Here is a 19,735-nt window from a genome sequence, read left to right as displayed (position 1 = left end):
CACGAACTGATCAATCAGCTCCTTCGGTATCGCCGGCATCGCCGCCACTGCGGCCAGCGCCGCCTTCGTCGTCTTCCTGCTTGGCATACATGCTCCTTCTTCTCATGCTATGCCTCGCACACAAAATCCCGGATAGGCTCGTGTAGCGCGGACGGTCTTCCAGACTTGTGCCTTGTTGTAGCGACCACGCTTCATGTACCCGGCTCGACAGCACCCCAAACGTTGTGTCATCTGGCCTCGCAACGATCACAAGGTTCTTGTCTGGCGAGTAGCTGCTATGCAGCCAGACGAACACTCGATGTTTGGACACTTCGGGGGTCGCAATGAACCTCGGCAATTGCCGAACCGCTTGCTTTCCATCGGCGCCAGACCGCTTGAATCGCCAGTAGTTCTTTTTTGTCGCAGGCTCGGCGTTCGTATCTCGCTCTGGTTTGACCCGTTGCAGAACCCAGCCGAACGGCCCGTCATGCATGGATGCGCCGTCTTCATTCAGGTCACCGAAGTCGATGATCCACATGTCCGGCGAACGGCGCACGACGGCCAAGCCGTTCAACCAGGGACGTAACACCGCAGCGTTGCTGCCTTCGACGCAAGGCTCGCGCAGCCACTGACGGGCGGTTTCACCTGGGACATCAAACTCTCCGCCCTTGGTCGGCCCTTGAAACGCTGTGGCTGCGTTCTCTGACAGCACCTGTGCCGACGAAAGGCTCATGCCATCGGCAATTGGAGACAGCTCCGGTCCGATGCCAGTAACAGCGATGCCATTCAGGCAACTTTCCGAAGTCGCGTGCCCGAACGCCGTCAGCGACACCCGCACCGCCGCCCCGTTGTTGACCCATGGCTCATCCGCCCATGCCTCGAAGATCCGCGTCGTCTCGCAGATCTGGTCCAGCACCTCGCGGTTCTTGCCACCCCGCACCGAGTTGGTCGAAACGAACCCTGCCCGCTGCAGCGACCCGGCGGCGACCATCGCCCGCGCCTTCTCGAACCAGTAGCACACCAGATCCGCACCACCCGGCACCCGGCCCGCGTACAGCGCACGCAGCCGCTCGGTGTACGCGCCACCCAGCTCCGCGCGCATCTTCTTGTCCCCGACGAACGGCGGGTTGCCCACGATGGCCTCGGCCACCGGCCACACCGTTTCGGTGCCGTCCGTGTTCATCAGCGCATCGCGGCACTCGATGTGGTTGAGCGAGTTCAGCACCGGGTTCGTGTTGAAGCCATACCCGTGCTGGATGCGCCACTGCAGCTCGCCAATCCACACCGTCACCCGCGCCAGCTCGGCCGCGTACTCGTTGATCTCGATGCCGAGCACGTTGTGCGGCCCGGTCACGTCATGCTGGCGCTGCAGACCTTCGGCCTCGGCATCCAGGTTCACCTGGTGTTCGATGTCCTTGATCGCCTTGAGCGTCAGGTACAGAAAATTGCCGCTGCCGCAGGCCGGGTCCAGTGCCCGGTAGGTGCGCAGCCGCTCCAGAAAACCGACGAACACCGCCTGCGCATCGCGGTAGGCCTTGTCGCCGAGCTTCTTGCTGCGCGCCATCGCCGCGGCGATCCGCTCGCGCTGCCCCGCCCATTCGGCCAGCAGCGGCCGGCGCACCACCGGGTCGATCAGGCGCTGGATCGTCGCCGGGTCGGTGTAGTGCGCACCCAGCTGGCTGCGCTTGGTCGGGTCCAGCCCGCGCTCGAACAGCGTGCCGAAGATGCTGGGGTCGATGGCGCTCCAGTCCAGGCTGCTGGCGGCCTGCAGCGCCAGCACGTCCTCGGTCGTCAGCGGCGGCACCTCCACCGTCTTGAACAACCCGCCGTTGAACCACGGGATGTCATCGACGCCGAACTGCCCGCCGTCCCGCATGGTGGTCAGCAGCGCCTGCAGTTGCACCCGCAGCCGATCCGGCGCGATCCGCACCCCCACCAGCCGCTCGAACAAGCGCGACGGCAGCAGCCCCACGTCCTCGGAGAAGAAGCAGAACAGGCACTGCGTCAGGAAGTGGCTGACCTTGGCTGGCGGCACGCCCGCCTTGCGCAGCCGGTCGGCCGTGCCGGCGAAGGTCTGCGCGGCGGTTTCGGTGATGTCGCGGCTGGTGCGCTGCGGCCGGAAGCGCTCGGGCGCCTGCCACAGCGCCTTCAGCTTGACCCGCATTTCGTCGCTCGCCAGATCCTCCAGGCGGAAGACGTGGCACTCGCTCGGCGTGCCGGTGAAATGGGTATGCACCTCGATGCGCAGGCGGTCGCTCACCACCAGCAGCGGCGGGCTCTCCAGGGGCAGCGCGTACACCATCAACTGCTGCAGCGCCGCGCCCAGATCCTTGCCCGGCGCCTTGTACTCCCACGCGAAGTGCCCGCGCAACCAAACATCGGCATAACCCTGCCGCGCCGCACCCGTCTTGGTCAGCCCGCGCTCGAAGCAGTAGCGTTCGGCATCCCCGGGTTCCTCGACGCCGAGCAGCCGGCACAGCTCGCTGAAATGGAGCTGCGCGCCCGCGCGCTCGGTGAGTTTGTAGGACGGCCCGCCGGCCGACCACTTGGTGATGAATTCCCTGGGTGCCATGTCAAAAGTACAGCTTGTTTTTGTACTTTCGATTGTCTGGCAGGCCGAGGTGGATCCGGACGGAGAATCGACCAGATCGCGCTCACCGAGGACGGCGGTTCATGTCTTTGTGCGTGCAGACCCGCATCAGCACGGCCGTTGCCCCATCCAGTTCAAACGACACCTGCCACGACTTGTTCGAGAACACGTCGAACTTGTAGATCGTGGGTTTGCCGTAGCCTTTCAGGGAGTGGAATCGCAGCGCCCCTGCTTCGGGGTTGCTGCGTGCCCTGCGCAAGATGTCTTTGACGGCAGCACGCACATCCTCTGGCGCCGAGGCCAACTCACTTCTGAATCCATCCAGAAACCTGAATTCGGCGATCCGAACCGCCATCACAGACCCATTGCGGCAAACAGGGCATCCACGGATTCATGGGCATCGCTGCGGGGGGATTTCAGCCTGTCCAGCAGTACCACCCGCTCCCGCAGACTTTGTGCCGCACCATGCAGATCGGCAGCCGCGGCTACGCAGTCCTCCCACACGTCCGCCACACCATCATCATGGTGAAGGCCTTCGTCGTGGACAGCGGCATGGTATGCACTGGATGCCCGGCGATGCAGCCGCTCGGCGATGTCCTCCAGGACCATGAGCGTGCTGGCAACCCGTGCTTCTGGATCCAGCAGAACATCGGGTGTGCAGTCCATCAAGCTCCGTTCGACCTCCGCCAAATCGCGGGTCAGCAGTCTGAGCATTTCGCAATCGGACGCTACCGCCGTGACAGTGGCCTCGATCACCTGAAGAAGCTGCAGGCTGCGGGCCGCACAGGCCTGAAGCTCCCCGGGGCTGGGTAGCTTGCGAATCCCCATGCGTGTCTGGATCGCGCTCATCGTGTGCTCCAACAATCTCTTTCGTGTCTTGGTCCCGCCGACAGGAATCGAACCTGTATCTGGCGCTTAGGAGGCGCCCGTTCTATCCATTGAACTACGGCGAGGACGGCGCGGCAGGGCGCGCTGAAGAGCCGTTGATTGTAGCTTGCGGGCCCCACTTCCACGTCCAGATCAGGTCGAGCGCGTTCTCGGCGCCGGACTGCGCACGCAGCGTGAAGCGCTGGGCGGCGCGGTAGATGAGCTGCCAGGTGCCGCTGGCGGCGTTCAGGCTGCGCTCGTAGCCGACGTACCAGCGCCGGCTGATCTGCTTGCCGAGGGTGACAACGGTTTCGCGCGTGTCGCCTTCGCCGTCCTGGCGCACCGAGAGCTGGTCCAGCCCGATGCGCTCGACCAGGCTCGGGCTGTCGCTCTCGCCCGCGATGAGGGCGTAGGCGGCGCGCTGCAGCAAGGCCAGGTCCGTGCGCCCCAGACCGTCGGAGGCTCGGCCGAGGATGAGCCAGGACAGCCGGTCGGTGTCGGTCATGGTGGGTTCGCTGAACAGGCGGATGCGCGGGTTCTGCGCCGTGCCGGTGACGGTGACCCCGACGCGCACGTCCTCCAGGTCCGGGCGGACGGCTTCGATGTCGAGCCGCGGGTTCTCGGCCACGCCGGTGAAGGCGATGATCGAGCGTTCGACGCGCAGCTTCTGGCCGTAGGCGGCGTAGGTGCCGTCGACGGCGCGGATGTTGCCGTGGATGGCCAGCCGGTTGGCGGGACTGGTCAGGCGCAGCTCGCCGGCCAGCCGCGTGTTCAGGCCGCGCCCGCGCAGCACGAAGGCATCGCCCAGATCGACACGCAGGTCGAGCGTGGTGGTGCGGCGGCTGGTGGTGGCGGTGTCGCGGGCACGGGCGTCGCCACGGCCGCGGTCGACCTCGACGTCGTCGGCCAACCCCGGTGCGTCGCTTTGCGTGAAGTCGAATCGGCCTTCGTCTGCACGCACGCGGCCCTTGAGCTGGGTGCTCTGTGCGTCGAGCCCCAGGTCGGCTTCACCACTGACGACGACCTTGCGGTCCACACGCTGCAGCGCGGCGAAGTGGTCGGCCGTCACCTTCACTGTCAGGCGCGGCGCGGCGCCGAGCGTGGCTTCGCCGCGGGCCGAGAGCGTGCCGGCCCCGGCGCGTACGCTGAAGGTGTCGATGCGCGCCGTCTCGCCGGCCAGCAGCACCTTGAGCCGTGCGTCGGTCCAGTCCACGCCCTGGAGCGTGTTGCGCACGGCGATCTGGCTGCCGTTCAGTTCGCCGCTGAAAGCGGGTGCGCCGAAGGTGCCGCCGACGCGCGCTTCGGTGGCGAGCTGGCCCGACAGGCGCCAGCCGGGCGGCAGCCAGCGGCCCCAGTTGCCGAGCTGGGCGATCTGCAGGTCGATCTGGCCGGCCACGGGCGCGTCGGCCGCAGGCCAGAGGGCGTGGCGGTCGGTGCGCACGGTCTGCTGGCCGTTCAGGCTGCCAAGATTGCCGCCCGAGACGAGCTGGGTCAGTCGCCAGACACCCTCCGCGGCATTCAGGCGCAGTTTCAGGTCGGCCAGACCCAGGCGGCGCGGGCCGGTGTTGAGGTCGGGGTCTTCGACACTGAGATCGCCGCTGTCACGCTGGAGGGCAATGTCGGCGGTGAACTGCTCGGGCGTGGACTGCAGCTCGATGCGGCCCCCCAGCGTCAGATCGCCGCCCCAGCCGAAATCCGGCTGCGCCCGCGCCAGCAGCGGCGCCACCCGCAGCGGTGACAGCCGGGCGCGCAGGCCCATGTGAGGTGCCGAACCACTGTGCCAGTCGGCGCTGTCGAGCAGGATCTGGGCGTCCATCAGCGTCAGCCGGCTGGCGCCCAGCTTCGCGGCCAGCCCGTTGGCGTTCTGCACCAGGCTGAGCGGAGCGGGGTCGAGTTGCAGCAGGGGGGGAGGCGGCGCCGAGGGCATCGGACCGGCCGTGGCCGCCGCCGCATCGCGCAGCTCCAGCTGGGCGACCTTGCCGTTCCAGCGCAGGCCGGCATCGCGGTTCTCCAGCGATGGGCCGATCTCGTCGGCGAGGCCGCCGTCGAGCGCCAGCAGAGCCTGCAGCCGGCGGGCGGGCATCTCGGCGCGGGCGGGGACGTCGATCTGGCTGCGCAACTGGAGCTGGTGGCTGGCGGCAGTGCCCTGGGTGCGCAGGGAAAAGGCGGCCAGACGCTGGGTGCCGATGCGCAGGGTGGCGACATCGGCGCCGAGGTCGATGGTGTCGGAGGGGAAGGTGCCAACCTTCCAGCGCATATCCAGTCCTTGCAGATCGGCCTGCGGCAGGCGCAACTGGGCGCTGCGCAGCTGGCCCGTGCTGCGCACACGCGGCCAGCGACCCGTGAGTTCCAGCTCGCCCTGGGTGTCGCCGCTGACCTGGGTGCCCGCCCCGGCGAGTTTCATCCACGGGTTGAGACGCTCGGGGGCGTTGCTCTTCCATTGCAGCGCCCAGTGGTCTTCGGCGCCGGGGGTGGTGAGGTCGCCAGCCAGGTGCAACTCGGTGGCTTCGGCGGCGCCGGCCGGGGCGCCGGCGGTGGCCTTGAGATCAAGGCTCCAGTGCGCGGCGCTGGCGGTACCGGTGCGGGTCTGCAGCTTCAGCTGGCCGGCCAGCGGCACGCCGGCGATCAGGCTCGGATCGATGTGCAGGTCGGCGCTGCCGGTGATCTCGGCCAGCCCGGCCAGTCCTGCGGTGGGGTGGACGGGGATGCGCAGGTCCGCGTCGAGCTGGCCGCCGAGGCGGTGACTGCCGCGGGGGCCGAGGGCCTGGGTTTCACCGGGCCACCACAGGCTGGGGTCGAAGGCGTCGAGGTCGCCCTTGAGCTGGACGAGCCAGTGTGCGTCGGCCTGCTCGGCGTGGCCGGTGGCGTCAAGGCGGGCGGCGCCGCTGCGGGCCTGCAGCTGCTCCAGGTCGATGCGCTGTGGCGTGGCCTGGGCCTGCAGCAACAGGCGCACCTCGGGCAGTCCGGCGCCGACCAGTTGCCCGCGCAGGTCGGTGTGCAGCGTGACGCGGCGGCTGGCGTCGATGTTCCCGCCAAGCGACTGGCCGTAGGTGAGGGTGAGCGGGCCGCTGACCCGCACGGCGGGGGCACGGGGATCCAGCCTCGCTGGGTGCAGATCCTGCCAGGTGCTGCTCAGGGCGGCGTCGAGTCGCCGTTGTGTGCCTGTCCCGCTCAAGGCCCAGCGGCCGCTGCCCAGCACGGTACCGGCCGATTCGCTGCCGTCATGCAGACTGACGAGCAGTGCGTCGAGCGTGCCGGTGTCCGGGTTGCGCAGGTCGCCGCTGGCCGTGACCTTGACGGTGTCGACGGGAACATGGTGGTGCGCCCAGCTGCCGGGGCGCAGGTTCTGCAGATCGACCTGCACCTGCAGGCGTTGCTGCGCTGCGCTGGTGCGGTTGTCGAGCCGGGCGTCGATCTGGCCGGACAGCGCGGTGGTCGGCAGACCGCTGGCGAAGGGCGCGAGGTCGAGCGCCTGCAGCCGCGCCTGCAGGTGGCTCAGCGGCTGGCGCTGGTCGGGACGGACCTCGGCCTGCACGTCCAGCGACTGGCCGCGCGCAACCAGCCGGGTGTCGATGGCGATCTGCTGCAGCGGGCCGTGGGCGCGCAGATCGACGCGCCAGTCCTGCTCCAGCGTGCCCGATGCTGCGGTGTCGGGCGTGAGCACCAGCCGCACGTCCAGCGGCATCGGTGCGTCAGCGCCCAGCGTGGCCAGTCCGTGCAGGGCGAGACGGTCCCAGCGCAGTTGCAGTGCGTCCACGCGGTGGGCCCCGCCGCGGCCGGCTTGCAGGCTCAGCGCGGCGGACAGCTCGCGCACCGGGCGCGCACGCAGCGCGTCGACACTGAGCTGGTCGATGCGGACCTTGCCGATCTGCACGCTGATCGGCAGGTTCAGCGTCGTCGGCAGCACGGGCGGATCGTCGTTGCCGGAGCTGCCCTGCAGGTCGAGGTGGCCGATCGAGAGCTGCGCCAGACTCAGCAGCGGTGACTTGCCTTCCGGCCAGCGCAGTTGCACCCCGCGCCAGCGGAGCTGGTCGATCTGCAGCACCTGCCGCGCGTTGAGCCGGTAGCGGAGCTGGTCGGCATCGAAGTCGTCGAGCAGGCAACCGCGCACGCCGCTGCTCTGCAGGCCCGGCACCAGCCCGAGCAGCCAGCGGCTGCCGGATTCGGAGGCCAGTGCGGCGTAAAGGCCCGCGACCAGACCGAACGCCAGTAGGACCAGCACCGCCAGCAGTGGCCAGAGCGACCAGCGCGCCTGGCGTTGCCGGGCGGAGGCTTCAGGGAGGACCGGGTCCATGCTCAGAAGGTGATGCCGACGCTGAAGTGCAGCCGCACCTTGCGTACCTGCTGCCCGTAGGCCAGGTCCATGCGCAGGGCACCGACGGGGCTGCGCCAGCGCAGGCCGACGCCGTAGCCCAGTGCGGCATCCAGAGACGTCCAGTTGGGCGCCGCGTTGCCGACATCGACGAAGGTGGCGCCCCACAGCGCCGGCATGCTGCGCAAGATTGGTCGCGCCAGCTCGACGCTGCCGACCGCCACCACCCGGCCGCCCACCGCGGTGCCCGCGGCATTGCTTGGACCAAGGCTCTGGTAGGCATAGCCGCGCACCGAGTCATCCCCGCCTGTGCGGAACAGCAGCGTATAGGGCACCGCCACATCCGTCGCCGAGAACACCTGCCCGACCTGCAGCCGGCTGGTGCTGTACCAGCTCTGGCCGAGCGTGGCGTAGTGCGTCAGGCGGCCGTTGACGCGGCCGAAGACGCCGCCACGCTGCACGGTGGCGAACGAGTGGCCCAAGGCCGTGTCCAGCGACAGGCTCAGGCCCTTGGTGGGCAGCAGCGGGTGGTCGAGCTGGCGCCAGATCCACTGGTAGTTGCCGCTCACTGCCGAGGTGTCGTCGACCGTCTGGCTCGTGTTCAGGCTGCGGGTGCGCGAGCGCTGCCACTCCAGGTAGTACAGGCGCTCCAGCCGCTCGTCGTCCTTGCTGCGGCCGATCCGGGCACGCTGGCTGGTGACTTCCAGTCCGCTGGCGTCGGTCTTGCCCATCGAGGCCGAGACCAGGTTGCGGTAGGGGCCTGGCAGCGGGTGCGAGGTCAGGTCGATCGAGGCCTGCTGGTCGGTGCGCCCGAGCTGCAGCTTGCTCTTGGCCTGCCACGGAAACCCCAGGAAACGCTGGTGCAGGTGTTCGAGCGTGATGCGCGGGCCCGTGTTGTCGGACACGCCCAGGCCGAGCGTGGCCTGCTGCAGCGACCGCTCGCGCACCTTGACGACCACCGGCATCGCCGCGGCCAGCGCCGGGTCAGGCTCCATCTCGATGGCCACGCTGTCGAACAGCGCCGACTTGACCAGCCGGTCCTGGTAGTCGAGCAGGGCTTGTTCGCGCAATGGCTGGCCGGTGGAGAAGGTCTGCAGCGCGCGCACAGACTCGGCGTCCACATGGTCCAGCCCCGTGACCTCCACTGCGCCGAAGCGGTAGAGCGGCCCGCTGTCGGCGACCAGGAACAGCGTGGCGCGGTCCTCGACTGCGCGCACCTGGGCCACGGAGCCGCTCCAGCCGGAGGTCGCGTAACCCTCGGCACGCAGCAGCGCGAGCACCTCGCTCTTGGCGCTGCTCCAGCGGTCCTGCGTGAAGACCTCGCCTGCGGGCAGCGACCAGCGCTGGCGGGCCCGCGCAACCAGCCGGGCGGCCTCCGCGTCACGGGCATCGGCGGCGACGGACAGCGGGCCTTCGAATTCGAGCCGCGATTGCGCCACCCGCGTCGCTGGTCCCGGCTCGACCAGCAGCTTCAGCCCGATGACACTGCCGTCGTCGCGGGCCTGGGTGCTGACCTTGGCGTTGAAGTAGCCTTCCGTTTCCAGCAGGGCGCGGGCTTGGGCCGGAGCGGCCTGTCGCAGGCGCATCAACTCGCCGCGCGGCACGCGGGCGGTGTCGGGGGTGGCGAGGTAACGTGAGAGATCGAGGTAGCGGACCAGCAGCGTGCGCAACTCCGGCGGCGCGGAGATATCGAGCGTCCAGGTGACATCGCGCGTGTCGGCGTCCTCATCGGTGGTTGGCGGGGTGACTGGCGCGGTGTTCTGCGCGCCAGCGGGCTCCGATGCCACCACCAGCGCCGTCAGCAGCGCGGCCCACCCCAGGCGTCCGCTCATTTGGACAGCAGTCGCATCGCCTGTTCCAGCCCCGCGAGCGACAGCGGGAACATGCGCTGGCTCATCAGCTGCTGGACCATGGCAATGCTCTGGCGGTACTCCCAGACGCCCTGCGGTTCCGGGTTGATCCAGGCGAACTTGGGGAAAGCGTGGGTCAGGCGCTGCAGCCATTCGGCGCCCGGCTCCTCGTTGTTGTACTCGACGCTGCCACCGCGCTGCACGATCTCGTAGGGGCTCATCGTCGCGTCGCCGATGAAGATCAGCTTGTAGTCGCGGTTGTACTTGCGAATGATGTCCCAGGTCGAGAATTTCTCGGTGTAGCGGCGGCGGTTGTTCTTCCACACGAAGTCGTAGACGCAGTTGTGGAAGTAGTAGAACTCCAGATGCTTGAACTCGGTCTTGGCGGCGCTGAAGAGTTCCTCGACGCGGTGGATGTGCTCGTCCATCGTGCCGCCCACGTCCATCAGCAGCAGCACCTTGACCTTGTTGTGGCGCTCGGGCACGAGCTTGATGTCGAGCAGGCCGGCGTTGGCGGCGGTGCAGTGGATGGTGTCGTCCAGGTCCAGCTCTTCCGCAGCGCCTTCGCGGGCAAAGCGGCGCAGGCGGCGCAGGGCGACCTTGATGTTGCGGGTGCCGAGTTCCAGGTTGTCGTCGTAGTCGCGGAAAGCGCGCTGGTCCCAGACCTTGACGGCACTCTTGTTCTTGCTGGCGCCGCCGATGCGGATGCCTTGCGGATTGTGGCCGCCGTGGCCGAAGGGGCTGGTGCCGCCGGTGCCGATCCACTTGGAGCCACCCGCGTGGCGCTCTTTCTGCTCTTCGAAACGCTTTTTCAGCGTCTCCATCAACTCGTCCCAGCCCATCGTCTCGATCTTGGCTTTCTCCTCGGCGCTGAGTTCCACCTCCAGCGTCTTGCGCAGCCAGTCCAGTGGCACCTCCTGCGTGAAGTCCGTGAGCATCTCCACGCCCTTGAAGTAGGCCGAGAAGGCGCGGTCGAACTTGTCGAACTGGACCTCGTCCTTGACCAGCGTGGTGCGTGCCAGGTAGTAGAACTTGTCCACCGAGGGACCGCCGTCGTCGTCGATCACGCCGGCCTGCAGGGCTTCCAGCAGGGTCAGGTATTCGCGGATCGAGACCGGCAGCTTGGCGGCGCGCAGCGTATAGAAGAAGTCGATCAGCATGGTGGGAGTCTCCGGACGCGCGGGAACCACGTCGCGGCTGCAAGTCTAGGCCACGTGGTGCAGTTCAGGCTCGACCCGGGCTGAATTGCGCGGGGTTTGGCTTGCTCTTCGGGTGCTGCGGTGGCGGAGGGGTTGCTTACATTCAGCATCACCTTCATCCGTCCGAGCCGTGACCGCCCGATGCTGCTGCCGAATCCCCTGCCGCCGAATGCCACCGCTGCGCCCGGCCCGCGTGCACGGGCCTCCTCGCGCGGCTTCACGCTGGTCGAGCTGATGGTGACGGTGGCCGTGCTCGGCATCCTGGCGATGGTGGCGATGCCGTCGCTGACGGCGTTCTCTGCGCGCAACCGGCTCTCGGGGCTGTCGTCGGATTTTGTATCGTCGCTGGCGCTGGCGCGTGCCGAGGCCGCCCGCGCCGGATTGCCGGTGCTGGTGCTGCCCGCCGATGGTGGCGTCACCGGCAACGAGTTTGCCAAGGGCTGGAACCTCTACCTGGACCGCAACAGCAACGGCAGTTTCGACAGCGGCGACACCCTGATCCGCACCTATGCGGCACTGCCGAGCACGCTGAAGATGCAGGGCACCTCGCCGATCCAGTTCACCGCGATCGGCTACCTGACGCCGGCCGCCGCCGTGAACTTCGTGCTCTGTCCGAGTGCCGGCATCCGGGATGGGGTGCAGATCACCGTGCCGCCCAATGGGTTGGCGGATGTGACGAGGATCACCACATGCACGTGAGCCTGTCCAGGAACCGCAGGCCGGTCCGCCGCCGCGCGGGCTTCGCGCTGATCGAGGTGCTGGTGTCGGTCGTGATCCTGGCGATCGCGGCCCTGGGCTATGCAGCGCTGCAGCTGCGCGGCCTGTCGACCAACTCCAGCGCGATGTGGCGCAGCAAGGCCACCGTGCTCGCCTACGAAGCGGCCGACCGCGTGCGGGCGAATGTGCCGGGCGCGACGGCGGGGCAGTACAACAACCTCGTCACCCCGGCGGTCGTGGCGGCCTGCACGCTGACCAACGTCTGCACCTCGACCCAGATGGCCGCACGCGATTTCGCCCAGTGGCGCACGGCGGTGCTGAATGCGCTGCCCGGCGGCACGGGCGTGATTTGCCTGGACAGCTCGCCCGACGACGGCACGGCGGCTTCGCCCGCCTGCGACGGCAGCGGCACGCAGATCGCGATCAAGGTTTTCTGGAGCGAGCGCGGCACGGCGGCCCGCTTCGTCAATGTGGTGCGGCCATGAGCGCGAAAACGATGCACCGCATGCGCGGGGTCACGCTGGTCGAGCTGCTGGTGGTGATGGCGCTGGGGCTGTTCCTGGTCGGTGTCATGGGCATGATCTTCCTGGGCAGCAAGAGCACCTTCCAGGCGCAGAACCAGGTCTCGCGTCTGCAGGAAAGCGCCCGGTTCACCATCGACACACTGTCCGCCGATCTGCGCATGTCCGGCTTCCGGGGCTGCCGAGGGACCGGTGGCGCGACGCCGGTGGTCAACCTGCTCAACACGCCGACCGGCTTTCTCTACAACTACGCCACCGGCATCTGGGCCTCGCACCACAACGGATCGACCTGGGCGCCGGCGCTGGACGCCGCCATCTCCAGCCCGACCCTGGTCCCGGCGCCGAACAGCGCGGGCGACGTGCTCACCGTGCGCCGCACGGTCGGTTCCGGCTGGGCGCTGACCACCGAGATGGCCAGCGCCACCGCGGCGCTGAATGTCACCCCGACCGGGCGCATCACCTCGCGCGACCTGCTGCTGGTGTCCGACTGCATCGGCTCGGCCGTGTTCCAGGCCACCAACAACCGCCCCGGTCTGGACGGCTCGATCGAGCACAGTGCCAGTGTCACCGCCACGCCGGGTGTGAGTGCGAACGGTCTCGGCCGTGCGTTCCTGCAGGACGCCATGGTCTTCCGTCTCGCCACCATCACCTACTACCTCGCACCCAGCGCCCGCACGGGCAAGACGACGCAGCGCGCACTCTGGTCGTACACCACGCCGGTCTACGACGGCACGCAGCAGCCGCAGGAGCTGGTCACCGGCGTCGAAGGGTTCCGGGTGACGCTGGGGCTGGACAGCAACGGCGACGGCGCGGCCGATGCCTATGTCCTGCCGACCGATGTGGCCGACTGGACGCAGGTGGTGACCGCCCAGACCGAGCTGCTGCTGGCCAGCACGGAAGACAACATCACCAGCGGCTACCAGCCCTATACCTTCGCCGGCACCACCGTGACGCCCACGGACCGGCGCATGCGGACCGTGGTGTCCACGATCGCGCAGGTCCGCAATGCACTGCGCTGAACGGATGCCCATGACACGCCACCAGCAATCGGGCTTCTCGCTCATCACCATCCTGATGATGATGGTGGTGCTGGTGTCGCTGGCGCTGGCGGGCATGAACTCCAGTCTCGTGCAGGAGCGCATGGCCGGCAACGCCCGCGACCGCAACATTGCGCTGCAGGCGGCCGAGGCGGCGCTGCGCGACGCCGAGGCGGACATCGAGGCCAATCTCACGGTGGCGTCCGCGTTCGTGTCGGCCTGCACCGGGGGGCTGTGCCTGCCTCCGTCGATGACCTCGAACAGCCCGACCTCGCAGCCCCTGTGGCAGACGGTCGACTGGGGCACCTCGGCCGGCAAGAGCCGCGCCTACGGCAGCGTCACCGGGGCAACGGCGCTGCCCGGCGTGTCGGCGGCACCGCGCTACCTCATCGAGCTGCTGCCCGTGCTGCCACCCGTGTCCGGCCAGTCCGCCAGCCTTGGCAACAGCGACGAGGACGCCGCGCAGGCGTTCCGCATCAGTGTCCGGGCGACGGGCCTGCGCGCCTCCACCGTCGTGATCCTGCAGTCCACCTACATCAAGCGATGAACCTCCTCCGCACTCCTTCCCGGCCCACCGGTGTCCGCTGCGCGGTGGCGGTGCTGCTGCTGTCGATGTCCGGCCTGGGCCTGGCCCAGACCATCAATTTTTCGCAGACGCCGCTCTATCTGGCGGCATCGGTCAAGCCCAATCTGCTGGTGCTCTACGACAACTCGCCGTCGATGGAATATCTGCTGACCACCGGCCGTGGCACCACCAGCTTGGCAGATGCCAATACCCGCGGCAACATCGCCCGCAGTGTGCTGCGCCAGAACATCACCACGTACCAGAACACCTTCCGCTGGGGGCTCTCGACCTTCGCGATGAATGCGCCGATCTTCCTCACCTCGGCGGCGTCCCTGGACCTTCCGACGCTTTACTACAGCACAGGCGGCAACGGCAGCGGCGCCATGCTGGAGGATGTGCAGGACAACTCCACCACCCACTACCAGCGGCTCATGACGCTGATGGCCAACGAGACCAGCACGCTCAGCACGACGGAGCTGAAGAACGGTTCGGTCGGCACACCGCTGCCCGGGGCCATCCGCACGGCCTACCAGTACTTCTCCAACACACTGAGTGGTCATCCGTCGCCCATCATCGACAAGACCTGCCAGCGCAACTTCGTGGTGATCGCCACCGACGGCGATCCGACGATCCGGACGGACGGCACGGCCTACACCACGGCCGAGACGACCAACTCCGTCCTCAACGGCACGTGGACCTTCGGACAGGCCGCGCGTGACGTGTTCACCCAGATCTCTGCACTGCGCAGTGTCGCGGTGACCAACAACTCGGCGATCAACGGCCAGTACGACGTGCAGACCTACCTCATCGGCCTGGGCGACGTGGCCTCCGATGCGTCGTCGATCGCGGCGATGAACCGCATGGCGCAGCTCGGCGGGACCACCAGCACCTACCTTGCCTCGGACCAGGCGGCCGTGAACACCGCGTTTGCGAAGATCACCAATGACATCGCCGCGCGCACCAGCGCCGGAAGCGCCGTCGCACTGAACTCCGGGTCGCTCACCACCGGCTCCGAGGCCTACCAGGGGCGCTTCAGCTCGGCTGACTGGTCGGGGCAACTGCTGGCCTACCCGCTGGATTCGACGGGCATGCCGCAGACGACGCCCCGGTGGGATGCCAGCGTCCAGCTCAACGCACAGAACTGGACTACCGGCCGCAAGATCTTCACCTACAAGGCCTCTGCGGCGCTCGGCGCGCGGGGCATCCCGTTCCGCTGGCCGGCCAACGCCGCCTCGCCGGGGGCGACCGAACTGGACCTGAGCATGGTCACCGCCCTCAACCGCAACGGCTCGGGCATCACCGATGCCTACGGCTCGCAGCGCCTGAACTACCTGCGGGGCGACACCTCGCGCGAGTTGCGCCTCTGCACCGGCTGCACTGCGCCGCTGTTCCGCAGCCGCCCCACCAGCGTGCTGGGGGACATCGTCAACTCGGCACCGGCCTACGTGAAGGGCGGTGACCAGTACGTCCGCGACGCCGTCGAGGCCGCCGCCTACGCCACCTACCGCCAGGCGCGTGCCGCCATGACACCGCTGGTGGCGGTCGGCGCCAACGACGGCATGCTGCACGTCTTCAACTCGTCGACCGGCAACGAGGTCTTCGCGTACGTGCCCTCGCTCGTCGCCAGCCAGCTCAGCGCATTGACCGAGACGACCTTCACCCACCAGTACAACGTCGACGGCTCGCCGATGGCGCGCGACGTGTACTACGGCAGCGCCTGGCACACCGTGCTGGTCAGCAGCCTGGGCGCGGGTGGCAAGGGCCTGTTCGCGCTCGACCTGACGGACCCGACCAAGTTCGCCGAGTCCACGGCGTCCAGTGTGGTGCGCTGGGAAATCAGCGGCAGCGACGGCGACGTGGGCCACCTGCTGCAGCAGCCCCTCATCACCCGCATGAAGAACGGCCGCTGGATGGCCATCGTCGGCAACGGTTACAACAGCACCAACGGCCGCGCCGTGCTGCTGCTGGTGGATGTCGAGACGGGTGCGATCACCCGGATCAGCACGCTGGCGGGCAGCACCTCCAGCGTCAACGGTCTGTCGGGTGTGGTGGCGGTCAGCAGCGCCAACAACGGCGTGGCCGACACCGTCTACGCCGGCGATCTGGCGGGCAGCATCTGGAAATTCGACCTGTCCTCGACCGACTCGACGCAGTGGAAGGTGGCCTACGGCAGCACCAGCAGTCCGAAAGAGCTGTTCGCCACCGCCACCGGGCAGCCCATCACCGCCCGGATCGACGTGACGGCCCACCCGCAAGGCGGTTATCTCGTCACGTTCGGTACCGGCCGCTACCTCGACACCGGCGACAACGCTGCAGGGTCGGTGCAGGCGCTCTACGGCATCTGGGACAACGGCGGCACGGTCAATGCCAACAAGTTGACCACCCAGTCGGTGCTTGGCACGGGCACCGGTCCCGACGGCCGCAGCTACCGCTTCACCACCCACGCGGTCGGGCCGGCCACGCCGGCCTACACCGGGGACAACACGATCACGCGCGCCGATTTCCTGTCCACCAAGCTCGGTTGGGTGCTCAACCTGCCGACTTCGGGCGAGCGCATCGTCACGCAGGCCGCGGTGCGCGCAGGCAAGGTTGTCGTCTCGACCATGATCCCGAGCACCGTGGCCTGCACCTATGGCGGCGACGGCTGGGTGATGGAAGTCGATGCGGTGACGGGCAACCGCCCCGACACGCCCTCGCTGGACACGAATGCCGACGGCAACGTCGATGCCGCGGACATGCTGACTTACCAGGCCGGCAAGACCAATCCGTCCGGCGTGAAGGCCGGGGCCATCCCGTCCGCACCGCGCTTCATCCGCGCACAGAACCGCACGCTCGACGACAAGCTCATCACGCTCTCGACGGGCACGATCATGAAGGTCCGCGAGTCGGGCGTGTCGCAAGGCTCGGGCCGCTCGGGCTGGGAGCAGATCCAATGAAGACATCCACCCGAACCCGGGGCTTCACGCTGATGGAGCTGATGATCGCGGTTGTCGTCGTCGGCATCCTGGCGGCGGCGGCGGTGCCGTCCTACCGCGAGCACATCGCGGCGTCGCGCCGCACCGATGCCAAATCGGCCCTGCTGGCCATCGCCCAGCTGATGGAGCGCAACTACACCGAGCGCGGCACCTACGCCAGCGTCGCGCTCGGCACGACCGGCATCTACCCCAGCACGTCACCCCAGGGCTACTACACGCTGTCCATCGCCAGCCAGGATGCGGACGGTTTCAGCCTGCTCGCGACCCGCGCAGGGGCGCAGGTGGGCGACAAGTGCGGCAACTACACCTACAACCAGGCGGGCGCCAAGGGCGTGGCCTCGGCGACCTACACCGCAACGCAGTGCTGGTGAGGATTCCGAGTGGCGGTCAGGGCGTCGGTGCATCCAGCCGGGCGCGCAGGTGCATGTGCACCGTCGGCCACTCCGGCGTGGTGATGCTGTAGACACAGGTGTCGCGCAGGCTGCCATCGGCCGTGCGCTGGTGGTGGCGCAGGATGCCGTCGAGCTGCGCGCCGAGCCGCTCGATGGCGCGGCGGCTCTGCAGGTTGAAGCGGTGGGTACGGAACTCCACCGCGATGCAGTCCAGCGCCTCGAACGCATGGCGCAGCAGCAGCCACTTCGCCTCGGTGTTCAACGCGGTGCGCTGCACGCGCTTCGCCAGCCAGGTCGAGCCGATCTCCACACGCCGGAAGCGTGCGTCGATGTTCATGTACGTCGTCATGCCGACCGGAACGGCATTGGCATCCAGCACCGCGAACGGCAGCATCGACCCCGCCGCCTGCAGGCCGAGCCGGCGCTCGATCTCGGCGGCCATGCCGTCGGGCGTCGGCACCACGGTGTACCAGGTGCCCGACAAATCGCCTTCGCGCACGGCCTCGGCCAGCGCTGGCGCATGGTCGGCGCGCAGTGGTTCCAGCCGGACATGCGTGCCCTGCAGCGTGACGGGGGCGGGCCAGCAGGCGGGCGTGTTCATCGCTTGCGGCCCTTGGTCTTCCTGGCTGGCGTGGCCGTGGCGGCTGGTGTCGGAACCGGCTCGCGCCGCAGCAGCTTGCGCGCCATCGTCTTGCCCAGTCCGGCACCCAGACCCACCAGCAGGATGCCGGCGATCGAACCGGTGCCCCAGCCCTGTTCGGTCAGGAAATCCAGCCCGAAGGCGCGGGCGACCAGGCCACCTGCCATCGCACCGGCCACGAAGCCCAGCGCATCCACCAGGCCTTCGCCAAGGGCGTTCTTCGTTTCGATGTTCATCGCTGTCTCCGTCTTGTTGTGGGGTGTCCGACCGCTTCAGCGGTTGCGGCTCTGCATGAACACCAGCTTTTCGAACAGCGTCAGGTCCTGCTCGTTCTTCAGCAGCGCGCCCACCAGTGGCGGGATCGCCACCTTCTGGTCCGTGCTGTGCAGGGCTTCGGCCGAGATGTCTTCTGCCACCAGCAGCTTGAGCCAGTCCAGCAGCTCGGAGGTGGACGGCTTCTTCTTCAGCCCAGGCAGGTTGCGCACGTCGTAGAAGTTCTTCATCGCCGCGGCGAGCAACTCCTTCTTCAGACCGGGGAAGTGCACCTCGACGATCTGGCGCATCGTCTCCGCTTCCGGGAACTTGATGTAGTGGAAGAAGCAGCGGCGCAGGAAAGCGTCGGGCAGTTCCTTCTCGTTGTTCGAGGTGATGAACACCAGCGGCCGGTGCTTGGCCCGGACCAGCTCGCGTGTCTCGTAGACATAGAACTCCATCCGGTCGATCTCGCGCAGCAGGTCGTTCGGGAACTCGATGTCCGCCTTGTCGATCTCGTCGATCAGCAGCGCCACCGGCTGGTCGGCCGTGAACGCCTGCCAGAGCGTGCCCTTGACGATGTAGTTGCGGATGTCGCGCACCTTCTCGGCGCTCTCGGTGTCGCTGAGCTGGCTGTCGCGCAGGCGGCTGACGGCGTCGTACTCGTAGAGGCCTTGCTGCGCCTTGGTGGTGCTCTTGATGTGCCACTGCATCAGCGGCATGCCGAGCGCCGCGGCCACTTCCTCGGCCAGCATGGTCTTGCCGGTGCCGGGTTCGCCCTTGACGAGCAAGGGGCGCTGCAGCGTGATGGCCGCGTTGACCGCCAGCATCAGATCCTGGGTGGCGACGTACTGGGAGGAGCCGGTGAATTTCATGCGGATCTCGGGTCGGAAAGGCAAAGGCCAGGGTAGGGAAGGCGAACAGATTCAGTATATCGGCGGCCATGGATGCGGTGTGTGCAGCAGGGTCGTGGACAATTCGGGCCGTGTCATCAGGGGAAAACAGGGCGATGCTGGGACAAATGCGGGGACCGATGCAATTGCAGCTTTGTGTGCGCGATCCGGCAGAGGCCGCCTGGGCTGTCCGCGCCGGCGCGGCGGGGGTCGAGGTGATGTCGGCGGCACCGGAAGTGATCCGGGCCGTGGTGGCACGGCTGCGGCTGCTGCGGGACGGGGTGGTGGTCGGCGCCGGTATCGGTCCGCTCGCGGCGCCGACGCTGTCCGCTGTGCGCTTGCGGGTGTTGCGGGTGGCCGATTGCGGGGTGGACCGGGTGCGGGTGGCGGTGCCGGCTCGGCCGTCGTCGGTGCTGCTGCTCACCCAGCTCGGACAACTCGCGCGCGACGGTGTACCGGTGACGCCGATGCTGCGGGTGCCGCTGGACCGCGGTGACGGCGCAGCCTGGGCGCAGCGCCTCAGTCTGGTGGCGCAGCAGGGGTTCACTGGCGTGCTGCTCGACGCCCGTGGCACCGATGCGCAGGGCGCGGACCTCTGGCAGCGGCGGGTGTTGCCAGGGCGTTTGCTGGAGGCCTTCGACAGTCTGCGGCGCAAGGGCGTGCCAGCCGGGTTGATGGCCGCGCCACGTCGATCGGATCTGCCGCAACTCCTGCGCTGGGAGCCGGACGAGGTGGTGATCGACTGCGGGCGCCAGGATCCACGCGAAGGGTGGGTGGTGGACGAGTACCAGTTTGACCAGTGGGGTGGAGCCTATCCGGGATTTTGTGTGCGAGGCATAGCATGAGAAGAAGGAGCATGTATGCCAAGCAGGAAGACGACGAAGGCGGCGCTGGCCGCAGTGGCGGCGATGCCGGCGATACCGAAGGAGCTGATTGATCAGTTCGT

General features: G+C 68.1%; 16 protein-coding genes and 1 tRNA gene. 7 read left to right on the top strand and 10 right to left on the bottom strand.

Features of this window, described 5'->3' with window-relative positions:
- Positions 1–10 precede the first annotated feature (10 nt).
- The 7 genes from RMP06_RS19265 to RMP06_RS19235 all read right to left on the bottom strand — a co-directional run bounded on the left by RMP06_RS19265 (position 11) and on the right by RMP06_RS19235 (position 10,758).
- Positions 11–2,551 (bottom strand): class I SAM-dependent DNA methyltransferase, encoded by a 2,541-nt coding sequence (locus RMP06_RS19265; protein WP_310463414.1) that lies wholly within the window; start codon positions 2,549–2,551, stop codon positions 11–13.
- A gap of 82 nt (positions 2,552–2,633) precedes the next feature.
- Positions 2,634–2,924, bottom strand: coding sequence for a hypothetical protein (locus tag RMP06_RS19260; RefSeq protein WP_310463413.1), 291 nt, complete (start codon positions 2,922–2,924; stop codon positions 2,634–2,636).
- Positions 2,924–3,418 carry a hypothetical protein gene (locus tag RMP06_RS19255; RefSeq protein ID WP_310463412.1) on the bottom strand — a complete coding sequence of 165 codons (495 nt, stop codon included), beginning with the start codon at positions 3,416–3,418 and terminating at the stop codon, positions 2,924–2,926. Before RMP06_RS19255 ends, RMP06_RS19260 begins: the two co-directional genes overlap by 1 nt.
- Positions 3,419–3,447: 29 nt before the next feature.
- Positions 3,448–3,522: transfer RNA gene (locus RMP06_RS19250), tRNA-Arg, on the bottom strand.
- Positions 3,513–7,730 (bottom strand): translocation/assembly module TamB domain-containing protein, encoded by a 4,218-nt coding sequence (locus RMP06_RS19245; RefSeq protein ID WP_310463411.1) that lies wholly within the window; start codon positions 7,728–7,730, stop codon positions 3,513–3,515. Before RMP06_RS19245 ends, RMP06_RS19250 begins: the two co-directional genes overlap by 10 nt.
- 2 nt (positions 7,731–7,732) lie before the next feature.
- On the bottom strand, positions 7,733–9,580 hold the full coding sequence (locus RMP06_RS19240; RefSeq protein ID WP_310463410.1) for an autotransporter assembly complex protein TamA: 1,848 nt from the start codon (positions 9,578–9,580) through the stop codon (positions 7,733–7,735).
- Positions 9,577–10,758 carry a vWA domain-containing protein gene (locus RMP06_RS19235; RefSeq protein ID WP_310463409.1) on the bottom strand — a complete coding sequence of 394 codons (1,182 nt, stop codon included), beginning with the start codon at positions 10,756–10,758 and terminating at the stop codon, positions 9,577–9,579. Before RMP06_RS19235 ends, RMP06_RS19240 begins: the two co-directional genes overlap by 4 nt.
- A gap of 132 nt (positions 10,759–10,890) precedes the next feature.
- Between RMP06_RS19235 and RMP06_RS19230 the strand changes: the two genes are divergently transcribed.
- Genes RMP06_RS19230 through RMP06_RS19205 form a run of 6 tightly spaced genes read left to right on the top strand, consistent with a single transcriptional unit; the run spans position 10,891 to position 16,983 of the window.
- Positions 10,891–11,496: a pilus assembly FimT family protein gene (locus tag RMP06_RS19230; protein WP_310463408.1), complete on the top strand. Its 606-nt coding sequence runs from the start codon at positions 10,891–10,893 to the stop codon at positions 11,494–11,496.
- A complete protein-coding gene (pilV, locus tag RMP06_RS19225) occupies positions 11,487–11,999 on the top strand; it encodes a type IV pilus modification protein PilV (protein ID WP_310463407.1) in 513 nt (170 codons plus the stop codon). Before RMP06_RS19230 ends, pilV begins: the two co-directional genes overlap by 10 nt.
- A complete protein-coding gene (locus tag RMP06_RS19220) occupies positions 11,996–13,054 on the top strand; it encodes a PilW family protein (protein WP_310463406.1) in 1,059 nt (352 codons plus the stop codon). Before pilV ends, RMP06_RS19220 begins: the two co-directional genes overlap by 4 nt.
- Positions 13,055–13,064: 10 nt before the next feature.
- On the top strand, positions 13,065–13,619 hold the full coding sequence (locus RMP06_RS19215; RefSeq protein WP_310463405.1) for a pilus assembly PilX family protein: 555 nt from the start codon (positions 13,065–13,067) through the stop codon (positions 13,617–13,619).
- Positions 13,616–16,573: a pilus assembly protein gene (locus RMP06_RS19210; RefSeq protein WP_310463404.1), complete on the top strand. Its 2,958-nt coding sequence runs from the start codon at positions 13,616–13,618 to the stop codon at positions 16,571–16,573. The genes RMP06_RS19215 and RMP06_RS19210 overlap by 4 nt, the downstream gene beginning before the upstream one ends.
- Complete coding sequence (locus RMP06_RS19205) at positions 16,570–16,983, top strand: type IV pilin protein (protein ID WP_310463403.1); 414 nt, start codon at positions 16,570–16,572, stop codon at positions 16,981–16,983. The genes RMP06_RS19210 and RMP06_RS19205 overlap by 4 nt, the downstream gene beginning before the upstream one ends.
- A gap of 16 nt (positions 16,984–16,999) precedes the next feature.
- On the opposite strand, the gene RMP06_RS19200 is transcribed toward RMP06_RS19205, so the two are convergent.
- From RMP06_RS19200 to RMP06_RS19190, 3 genes are read right to left on the bottom strand one after another with little or no spacing between them, the layout of a single operon-like run.
- On the bottom strand, positions 17,000–17,605 hold the full coding sequence (locus tag RMP06_RS19200; RefSeq protein WP_310463402.1) for a GNAT family N-acetyltransferase: 606 nt from the start codon (positions 17,603–17,605) through the stop codon (positions 17,000–17,002).
- Positions 17,602–17,880: a hypothetical protein gene (locus RMP06_RS19195; protein ID WP_310463401.1), complete on the bottom strand. Its 279-nt coding sequence runs from the start codon at positions 17,878–17,880 to the stop codon at positions 17,602–17,604. Before RMP06_RS19195 ends, RMP06_RS19200 begins: the two co-directional genes overlap by 4 nt.
- A gap of 36 nt (positions 17,881–17,916) precedes the next feature.
- Positions 17,917–18,771 (bottom strand): AAA family ATPase, encoded by an 855-nt coding sequence (locus RMP06_RS19190; protein ID WP_310463400.1) that lies wholly within the window; start codon positions 18,769–18,771, stop codon positions 17,917–17,919.
- A 158-nt stretch (positions 18,772–18,929) separates the two neighbouring features.
- Here RMP06_RS19190 and RMP06_RS19185 point away from each other — a divergent pair, with 158 nt between their 5' ends.
- Positions 18,930–19,634, top strand: a complete 705-nt coding sequence (locus RMP06_RS19185) for a hypothetical protein (RefSeq protein WP_310463399.1) — start codon at positions 18,930–18,932, stop codon at positions 19,632–19,634.
- The last annotated feature ends 101 nt before the right edge of the window (positions 19,635–19,735 follow it).

Origin of the sequence: Sphaerotilus sp. (genome assembly GCF_031429695.1) — a bacterium.
In the GTDB taxonomy this organism is placed as follows: Bacteria; Pseudomonadota; Gammaproteobacteria; order Burkholderiales; family Burkholderiaceae_C; genus Sphaerotilus.
The sequence above is the reverse complement of the archived record's forward strand: the minus strand, read 5'-3'. Positions and strand labels throughout refer to the sequence as shown.

What these genes read in the sequence shown, in the direction of transcription:
- RMP06_RS19265 (WP_310463414.1), bottom strand. Translation starts at nt 2,551, where the DNA reads ATGGCACCCAGGGAATTCATCACCAAGTGGTCGGCCGGCGGGCCGTCC.
- RMP06_RS19260 (WP_310463413.1), bottom strand. Translation starts at nt 2,924, where the DNA reads ATGGCGGTTCGGATCGCCGAATTCAGGTTTCTGGATGGATTCAGAAGT.
- RMP06_RS19255 (WP_310463412.1), bottom strand. Translation starts at nt 3,418, where the DNA reads ATGAGCGCGATCCAGACACGCATGGGGATTCGCAAGCTACCCAGCCCC.
- RMP06_RS19245 (WP_310463411.1), bottom strand. Translation starts at nt 7,730, where the DNA reads ATGGACCCGGTCCTCCCTGAAGCCTCCGCCCGGCAACGCCAGGCGCGC.
- RMP06_RS19240 (WP_310463410.1), bottom strand. Translation starts at nt 9,580, where the DNA reads ATGAGCGGACGCCTGGGGTGGGCCGCGCTGCTGACGGCGCTGGTGGTG.
- RMP06_RS19235 (WP_310463409.1), bottom strand. Translation starts at nt 10,758, where the DNA reads ATGCTGATCGACTTCTTCTATACGCTGCGCGCCGCCAAGCTGCCGGTC.
- pilV (WP_310463407.1), top strand. Translation starts at nt 11,487, where the DNA reads ATGCACGTGAGCCTGTCCAGGAACCGCAGGCCGGTCCGCCGCCGCGCG.
- RMP06_RS19220 (WP_310463406.1), top strand. Translation starts at nt 11,996, where the DNA reads ATGAGCGCGAAAACGATGCACCGCATGCGCGGGGTCACGCTGGTCGAG.
- RMP06_RS19215 (WP_310463405.1), top strand. Translation starts at nt 13,065, where the DNA reads ATGACACGCCACCAGCAATCGGGCTTCTCGCTCATCACCATCCTGATG.
- RMP06_RS19210 (WP_310463404.1), top strand. Translation starts at nt 13,616, where the DNA reads ATGAACCTCCTCCGCACTCCTTCCCGGCCCACCGGTGTCCGCTGCGCG.
- RMP06_RS19205 (WP_310463403.1), top strand. Translation starts at nt 16,570, where the DNA reads ATGAAGACATCCACCCGAACCCGGGGCTTCACGCTGATGGAGCTGATG.
- RMP06_RS19200 (WP_310463402.1), bottom strand. Translation starts at nt 17,605, where the DNA reads ATGAACACGCCCGCCTGCTGGCCCGCCCCCGTCACGCTGCAGGGCACG.
- RMP06_RS19195 (WP_310463401.1), bottom strand. Translation starts at nt 17,880, where the DNA reads ATGAACATCGAAACGAAGAACGCCCTTGGCGAAGGCCTGGTGGATGCG.
- RMP06_RS19190 (WP_310463400.1), bottom strand. Translation starts at nt 18,771, where the DNA reads ATGAAATTCACCGGCTCCTCCCAGTACGTCGCCACCCAGGATCTGATG.
- RMP06_RS19185 (WP_310463399.1), top strand. Translation starts at nt 18,930, where the DNA reads ATGCAATTGCAGCTTTGTGTGCGCGATCCGGCAGAGGCCGCCTGGGCT.